The organism is Paenibacillus woosongensis, from assembly GCF_009725165.1.
Classification (GTDB): Bacteria; Bacillota; Bacilli; order Paenibacillales; family Paenibacillaceae; genus Fontibacillus; species Fontibacillus woosongensis.
In genome coordinates this window covers 190,662-198,517 of record NZ_WNZW01000005.1, presented here as the reverse complement: position 1 = coordinate 198,517, position 7,856 = coordinate 190,662, and the positions used below count along the sequence as shown (strand labels likewise).

General features: G+C 53.2%; 1 protein-coding gene. It reads right to left on the bottom strand.

The genetic code is table 11. The features are described from left to right. Window positions 1–10 precede the first annotated feature (10 nt). A complete protein-coding gene (locus tag GNP95_RS15005; RefSeq protein ID WP_155611677.1) occupies window positions 11–7,789 on the bottom strand; it encodes a non-ribosomal peptide synthetase in 7,779 nt (2,592 codons plus the stop codon). Between the last annotated feature and the right edge of the window lie 67 nt (window positions 7,790–7,856).

Sequence of the window (7,856 nt, the reverse complement as noted above, 5' to 3'; positions counted from 1 at the left end):
AATCTATTTGTTAACTATTGTAAAAATTCATAATAGCTTCCAGCTCTTCGATCGATAGATCGTCCCCAGCCACATCGGAAGGCGTCAGCTCCTGCGTCTCTTTGTCCGCGCAGTGCTTAATAATCTCGGTCAGCTGCGATTTGAAATGATTTCCGAAGACCCGAATGTCTGCCTCCGCATATTCCTGCAGGTTATACTCGATAGACATCGTCAGCTGCCCGTCCTCCACAAGCCCGCCGATATTCAGGGCAATTTCCCTCTCGGCCTCCGGACTGACGGTTTGACCGTAAGGAAGATCGGAAACCTGGAACACGCCCGTGTTCACGTCATTATCAAATTGTCCTAAATAGTTGAACTTGATTTCGGGCTCCAGCCGGAATCGGATACTGTCATTCCCTTGTTCAGCAGCAAGATATTTGAGCAGCCCGTAGCCAATTCCTTTATTCGGAATGCGCCGGATGCTCTCCTTGACCGACTTGATCTGATAGGACAGCTCCGCCGTACCGGGTACGTCCAGCACCACCGGATATACCGATGTAAACCAGCCGACGGTTCGGCTGACGTTCACATTTTTTAGAATTTCTTCGCGGCCGTGTCCTTCCAGGCAAATCAGCACCTTCTCCTCGCCTGTCCACTGCCGGACAGCCCGGCCCAAAGCGGTGAGAAGTATATCGTTAATTTCCGTGTTGTACGCTCCGTGTACCTTGCCGAGCAATTGCTCCGTCTCAGGCTTGGTCAACTGGAAGGAATGCGTCATATTATCGAGCACCTTCAACGGCCCTACCCGGCGGCCCGATTTAGGTAATGCTCTGACCTCCGCAGATTCGATTTGCTGCCAGTAGTCTAGCTCCTTCCGCATGGCTTTGCTTGCAGCATGCTCCTTCAGTTGTTTCGCCCATGTCTGGAAGGAATCCGTTTTGGCGGGAAGCTGGATCGGCTTGCCGCTTGCAGCCTGCTCGTAGGCCAGTGTTAAATCTTCAAATAAAATGCGCCAGGAAATGCCGTCAATCACCAGATGGTGAATAATGATCGCCAGATGATCACCGGTGCTCGTCTTGAATAGGCCGGCCTTAACTAATGGCCCCCGTTCCAGGTCGATACTCCCGTGCAGCAGGTCGATCTGGCGGGATATCTCCAGCCTGCCCTCATCCCCATCAGGTACGGTCATCGTAGCTAGATCAAACCAGGCGCGTTCTGCCTGCCCATCCAGCCCCTCGTTATACTGCATCCATGCTCCATCCTCCCGCTTGAATACCATCCTTAACGCGTCATGATGACGGGTCAGCTCAGTGAGGACTTGGGACAACAGGTCAATCTGGAACCCGTCCCGTTTATACAGGACGACCGCCTGGTTCCAATGATTGGCCGGTGAGAATCCGCATTCGAAGAACCACTTCTGAATCGGCGTAAGCTCAACCTCTCCCTCTACAGGGCCCTGGTCAATTTCACGCTGATCCTTCTGGACGTACTTGGACAGCTTGCGGATCTCGGGGTTCTGGAACAAATCCTTCATCTTCAGCGTGTAGCCGCAGCTGCTTAGTTTGGAGGAAATTTGGATGGCCCGGATGGAATCTCCGCCAAGCTCAAAGAAATTATGGTCAATCCCGATCTGCTGGACGCCAAGCACCTCTTCCCAAATCGCTGCCAGCACTTGTTCCAGATCATTGCGCGGCGCGGCATAATCTCCCGCCATCGCTGCGCTTCGATCCGGAGCCGGCAGTGCCGCCCGGTCAATTTTGCCGCTGACCAGCAGCGGCATCTGCTCCAGCGTGACGAAATAAGCGGGGATCATATAGTTCGGCAGCGCCTTTTCCAGACGATCCTTAAGCTCGCGGAGGCAGGCCTCTTGCTGATTCGGCGCAAGTACGTCCAGCACCAGATAGGCGCATAAGTATTTACTTCCGTTCTCATCCTCTCTAGCCATCACAACCGCCTGCTTGATATGCGGAGCCTGCAAAATACGAACCTCGATCTCCTCCAGCTCAATGCGGAAGCCTCTGATTTTCACCTGAAAGTCCTTGCGCCCGAGGAATTCCAGGTTTCCGTCAGGAAGCCAGCGCCCTAAATCCCCGGTTCGGTATAGTCGCAAGCTGGCGTCTGGCTTCTGCATGAAGGGATCCTGCATGAAAGCCTGGCCCGTTCGTTCCGGATCATGAATATATCCCCGGCCTACCCCGATGCCGGACACGCAAATCTCTCCATACACACCAACTGGACATAATTCCAGCTGTTCGTCCACTACATAGAGGTTAAAATTCGCCAGCGGTTTGCCGATCGGGACCATCTCCATCCCTTCCGGCAGCTGCCCGGTTACGTATTGGCTAATATCATCAGCAGCCTCCGCGGGACCATAGGCGTTGACGATTTGAATTCCCGGGTACAGCTCCAGCCATCTCCGGGCCAAATCCGGCTTAATCGTTTCGCCCGTAATTAACAATTGACGGAGCGAAGGCAGCTGTGCCCTAGTCTGTACCAGAACATCCAGCATCACAGCCAAGTACGATGGAACAACCTCCAGGAGCGTTACCCCGTCCTCGATGACCGCCTCAAGGAACCGCTCCACCTCCAGTACAAGCTCCTGCGAATAAATCGCCGTTGTCCCTCCCAGGGCCAGCGCGCCAAAACATTGCCAAACCGAGATATCAAAACAGATATTAGCGTTCTGAGCAAATACGAGACGTTGATCCAAGCCCAGTTCATCGGCCTCCGCTAGAATGTGATTCAGCAGGCCTTTGTGCTCGATCATCACGCCTTTGGGCTTGCCCGTTGATCCGGAGGTAAACAAAATATAAGCCAAGCTGTCGGCTGCCGGCACAATGCCGATATTCTCCGGGCTTTCTTCCATGACATCCGCCGCGATTCGGTCAAGGCACACAATTACGCCTGTATATCTATCCTCCAGACCGTCCTGCAAATATTCGGATCGGGTAATGAGCACCCGCGCGGCGGAATCCTCCAATATGCCCGCTTTGCGCTCAACGCCGTATTCTATGTCGATCGGAACGTAAGCCCCGCCGGCCTTCCAAATGGCAAGCACACTTTGAATGAAATCGGGCGATCGCTCCAGCATCACCGCCGCTACCGTGTCTGCCGGAATCTCGCCTAATCGTCTTTGCAAGTAACGCCCCAGCCGGTTCGCCCGGGCATTCAGCTCCGCATAGGTTAACACCTCTCCGGTGCAACGCACTGCCGGCTCCTCCGGCTGCTCCAAGGCGAACTGTTCAAATCGCAATGGCACGGTACGGGCAAAATCATAATCGGCGGCCTTGCCTTGACCCATCGCCAGAATCTGCTTACGTTCCTCCGCCGCAAGCATACCCAGCTTCATTAGAGGCACATCCGGATCAGCGGTGATATTATGCAGGAGCTCCATATAATGCTGACCAAGCTGCTCTGCGGTAAAGACCGTAAATAAATCCGTATTGTATTGCAAGTCGAAATGAATCTCAGAAGCATCCGTGTATACGTCCAGCATAAGATCGAATTTGGAAATATCGCTCTGCAGCGCGTAAGGAGTGAGCAGCATTTCGCCGATATGAATTTCCTGCCGCTCCCGATCCGTCAAGTTGAACATCGTGTCAAAGAGAGGGTTGCGGCTCGTATCCCGCTCCACATCCAGAAGCTCCACTAATCGTTCGAACGGTAAATCCTGATGGTCAATTGCCGATAAGGTATGATCCTTCACCTCTTGAACAAACTGGCGGAATGTCTTATGCCGCTCCGGGTAGCTGCGAAGCGCGACCGTATTGATGAACATGCCCAGCATTTGCTGCACATCCTGATGCGTCCGTCCGGCTACTGGCGAGCCGACGACAATGTCCTCCTGTCCCGAATATTTCGACAGCAGAATATTATAGGCGGCCAGCAGCACCGCATATAATGTGGAGCCCGTGTCATGGGCCAGCGCCCGCAGCGCCCCGGACAGCTCATGCGGAAGCGCAAATTGCAGTGTACAGCCGTTAAAGGTCTGCATTGGCGGTCTTCTATAATCCAGAGGCATGTTCAGCACAGGCAGCTCGCCGCGATAATGCTCCAGCCAGTAAGCTTCATGCTCCTTCATTTCTTCGCCGGCCAGCCGTTCGTTCAGCCAGATCGCATAATCCTTATACTGAATCTCTAGCGGCGGCAGCGTGTCACCGCGATACAACTGCTCCAGCTCACGCAGCATGATGCCGCCAGACAAGCCGTCTGAAATAATATGATGCATATCAATAAGCAGGACATGCTCCTCCTGAGCAAGCTGAAGCAGCTCCATCCGCATTAGCGGTGCCGCTTCTAAATCGAAGGGCTGGATAAACGATGAGATCCGCTGATTAACTTCCCCCGTGTCAGCTCCCCTTAGCTCCACTATTTCCAGCCTGCATTCCGCCTCGGGATGCACGACCTGCACAAGCTCCCCATCCACCACGTGGAAGGACGTTCTAAAACACTCGTGACGTTCGGTCAGCCGGGTTACCACCTGCTGGAATTGAGCGGTGTCCAGACGTCCTTGAATACGATAAGCAAACGGCATGTTGTACGCCGTCGAGCCCGATTCTTCCAGCGTATGCAGCACATACATCCTTCTTTGCGCCGGACTCACCGGGTAGTAGTCTTGAACCGGGGCTGGCGTGATGGCTGACGCGGCGCCCGGTCTGTCGCCGAGCTCCTGAATATGCTCGGCCAGCTGCGCTACGGTTGGATATTGGAAAATATCCTTCACCTTCACATCCGCGCCAAGCTCCCCATGGATTCTGGAGACGATGACCGTTGCTTTCAGTGAATGGCCGCCCAAGGCGAAGAAATCATCCTCAACGCTTACCCGCCTTACGTCCAGAACCTCCGCCCAAATCGACACCAGCGCCTCTTCCACAGCGTTGCGGGCAGGTACAAACGGGGCATCCAGACGATGATGGACGGGGTCCGGAAGCTGGCTGCGGTTAATCTTCCCGTTGGCATTATGCGGCATTTCCTCAAGCTGCATAAAAACGGAGGGAATCATATATTCCGGCACACAACTGCTTAAATACTCCTTTATTTCAGATATGCCGAGATCGATGTTCGCGGTGAAATAAGCGCATAAATATTTCTCCGCTTCTCCGCTTCCCTTCACGAGCACCGCAGCCTCCCGAACCTGTTCATGCTCGGCCAGCCGATGCTCGATTTCCCCGAGCTCAATGCGGAATCCTCTTATTTTGACCTGATGATCCTTACGGCCGACAAATTCGATGTTGCCGTCTGGAAGCCATCTGCCCAAATCGCCCGTTTTATACAATCTGACGCCCGGCTGCGGCGCAAACGGATCCTCCGTAAATGCCTCCCCGGTCCGCAGCGGATCGTTGAGATATCCTCTCCCGACCGCAATGCCGGCCACGCAGATTTCACCGATGATCCCTACGGGACATAAATGCATTTGCCGGTTCACGATATAGATCCGGATGTTGGACAGCGGCTTGCCCACCGGAATATATTCCCTGTTCTCCGGTGTATGCTCCATCACATATTGACAAATGTCGTCGGAGGCTTCTGCCGGTCCGTATGCATTCACCATCTTGATCCCGGGACATAGCGCAAACCAGCGTGCAACCAATGCCGGAGTGGCTGCTTCCCCGGTAATCAGCAAATGCTGCAAGTGTTCAAAGCGAAGCGAATGCTCCTCCACCAAATCCAGTAAAACCGCCAAATATGAAGGCACAACCTCGAGTAGTGTCACTTGATCGCGAATCACCTGATTGATGAACTGCCCGGGCGCAAGAATCAGCTCATCTGGGTATATCGCCGTCGTTCCCCCAAGCACCAGAGCGCCGAAGAACTGCCATACCGAAATATCGAAGCAATGATTCGCCGTTTGGGCAAATACGATGTGCTCGGACAAGCGAAGATCGTCCGCTTCCGCCCAAATATGGTTCAGCATCCCCAGATGCTCGATCATGACTCCCTTCGGCTTGCCCGTCGATCCCGAGGTAAACAGCGTATAAGCCAGGTCGGTAATCGCCACCGGGAGATTAAGATCATGGCTGTCCGCTTCCTCCGCCGGAACGACAAGTTTGTCCATCTCCACAAATCGGCCCGAGTAATCGGCACGCAGCCCGTCTTCCACGTACTCCGATAACGTGACGACGATTCGGGCGTCCGAGTCGGCGATGATCCCTGCCTTTCTGTCCTCGGGATAATGGGCATCTACCGGTATGTAAGCTGCTCCCAATTTCCATATAGCCAGTATGCTTTCAACCATGAGCGGCGAGCGATCCAGCATGACCGCCGCAAAATCACCATGTCCCAGCCCTCGTTCCTGAAATACCCGGGCGAGCCGGTTCGCATTACAGTTTAACTGCCCGTAGGTGATTTGCTCCCCTTGATAGAGAAGCGCAATTTTAGAGGGGTGAAGGCGCGCCCGTTCTTCAAACAGCTGATGCGCAGGCTTGTCGAACCGATAATCCTTATCTGTCCGGTTAAACTCGAATAATAGCTTTTGCTTCTCCCCTGCCGTAATCATTTCGATATCCCGGACAAGGATTTGCTCATTACCTAATACCGCCGCCGTAATTTGCTTCAAATGACCTTCCAGTCTTCGCAGAAACTCCTCGTCGTACACGGTTCCGTTATAGGTAAGCAGTACTTCCAGCTCGTCCTCGGGAAACACCGTAACGTCCAGATCATAATTCGTATGCTCCAGCATTTCACTGTCGGTAATAGCAAGATGCTGTTCCCCGTCGCCGTCGGCTGCCGTCTCCAGCGGATAATTCTCGAATACAATGATATGGTTGATAAGATGCTGCTTCAGCACCGTTCCCGACTGAATATCTGCAAGCGAAACATAGTTATACCGATTGGCCTCCAGGATCGAATCATGCACCTTGCGCAGCAGCTCCTGGAAGGAGGTATGTTCATCGCTTTTGACCCGCAAAGGAACCGTATTAATGAACAGGCCAACCATGCTCTCGATCCCGGGCAGCTCCGGGGGCCTTCCCGATACGACGGAACCGAATACGACATCCTCGCTATGGTTGTATTGCTGCAGCAAAATTCCCCATAACGCATGGAACACCGTACTGAGCGTAACCTGATTGTCGACTGCAAGCTTGTGCAATCTGCGTGTCGTCTCGGCATCCCATTTAAATGGGTATTTGCGGTGGTCGAAGCCCCCCTTCTCTCCAGCCGCCCTGGAGGAAGGGATCGCGGCCTGCAGTTCATAACCATCCAAATAGTCTCTCCAGTACTGTAGAGCCTCGTCCTGATCCTGCTCGCCCAGCCACTGGATATAATCACTATAAGGATACGGCGGGGACAGTTGAATTGGAGCATTGGCAGCGAGAGCCTCATAAATATGGAATAAATCCTGGGCAAGGATGCCAAGGCACCAGCCGTCCATAATAATATGATGAAATCTCCAAATGATTTGATGGGTGCGTTCATCGATTCTGAAGATGGCCATCCGAATCAATGGCCCTGCCTCCAGGTCGAATTTCTGCTGCTGATCCCGGGCTTTATACTCTTCGATCCAACGCTTCTGTTCAGCGGTGGAATAAGCAGATAAATCCTTATAATCCATGCGCGGCTCGCGTTGGCTGAGCACGATTTGCAGCGGCTGTTCAGTCTCTGTATAGATAAATACCGTTCTTAAAACGTCGTAACGTTCGACCAATTTTGCAAAGCTCTGTTCCATCGTTCGGGAACACAGCTTCCCTCTGATCGTGAAGGACACATGTTCAAAATACGCTTCAGAATCAGGATCAACCAGCGAATGGAATAAAATTCCCTCCTGTGTTGGCGTCAGCGGGTATATTTTTTCAATTTCATGGCTGCTCAAATTTGATTCACTCCCCCTCTACTTTGGCGACCGAACCTTGCTGCCGATTCGGTCGCTTCCACTGTCG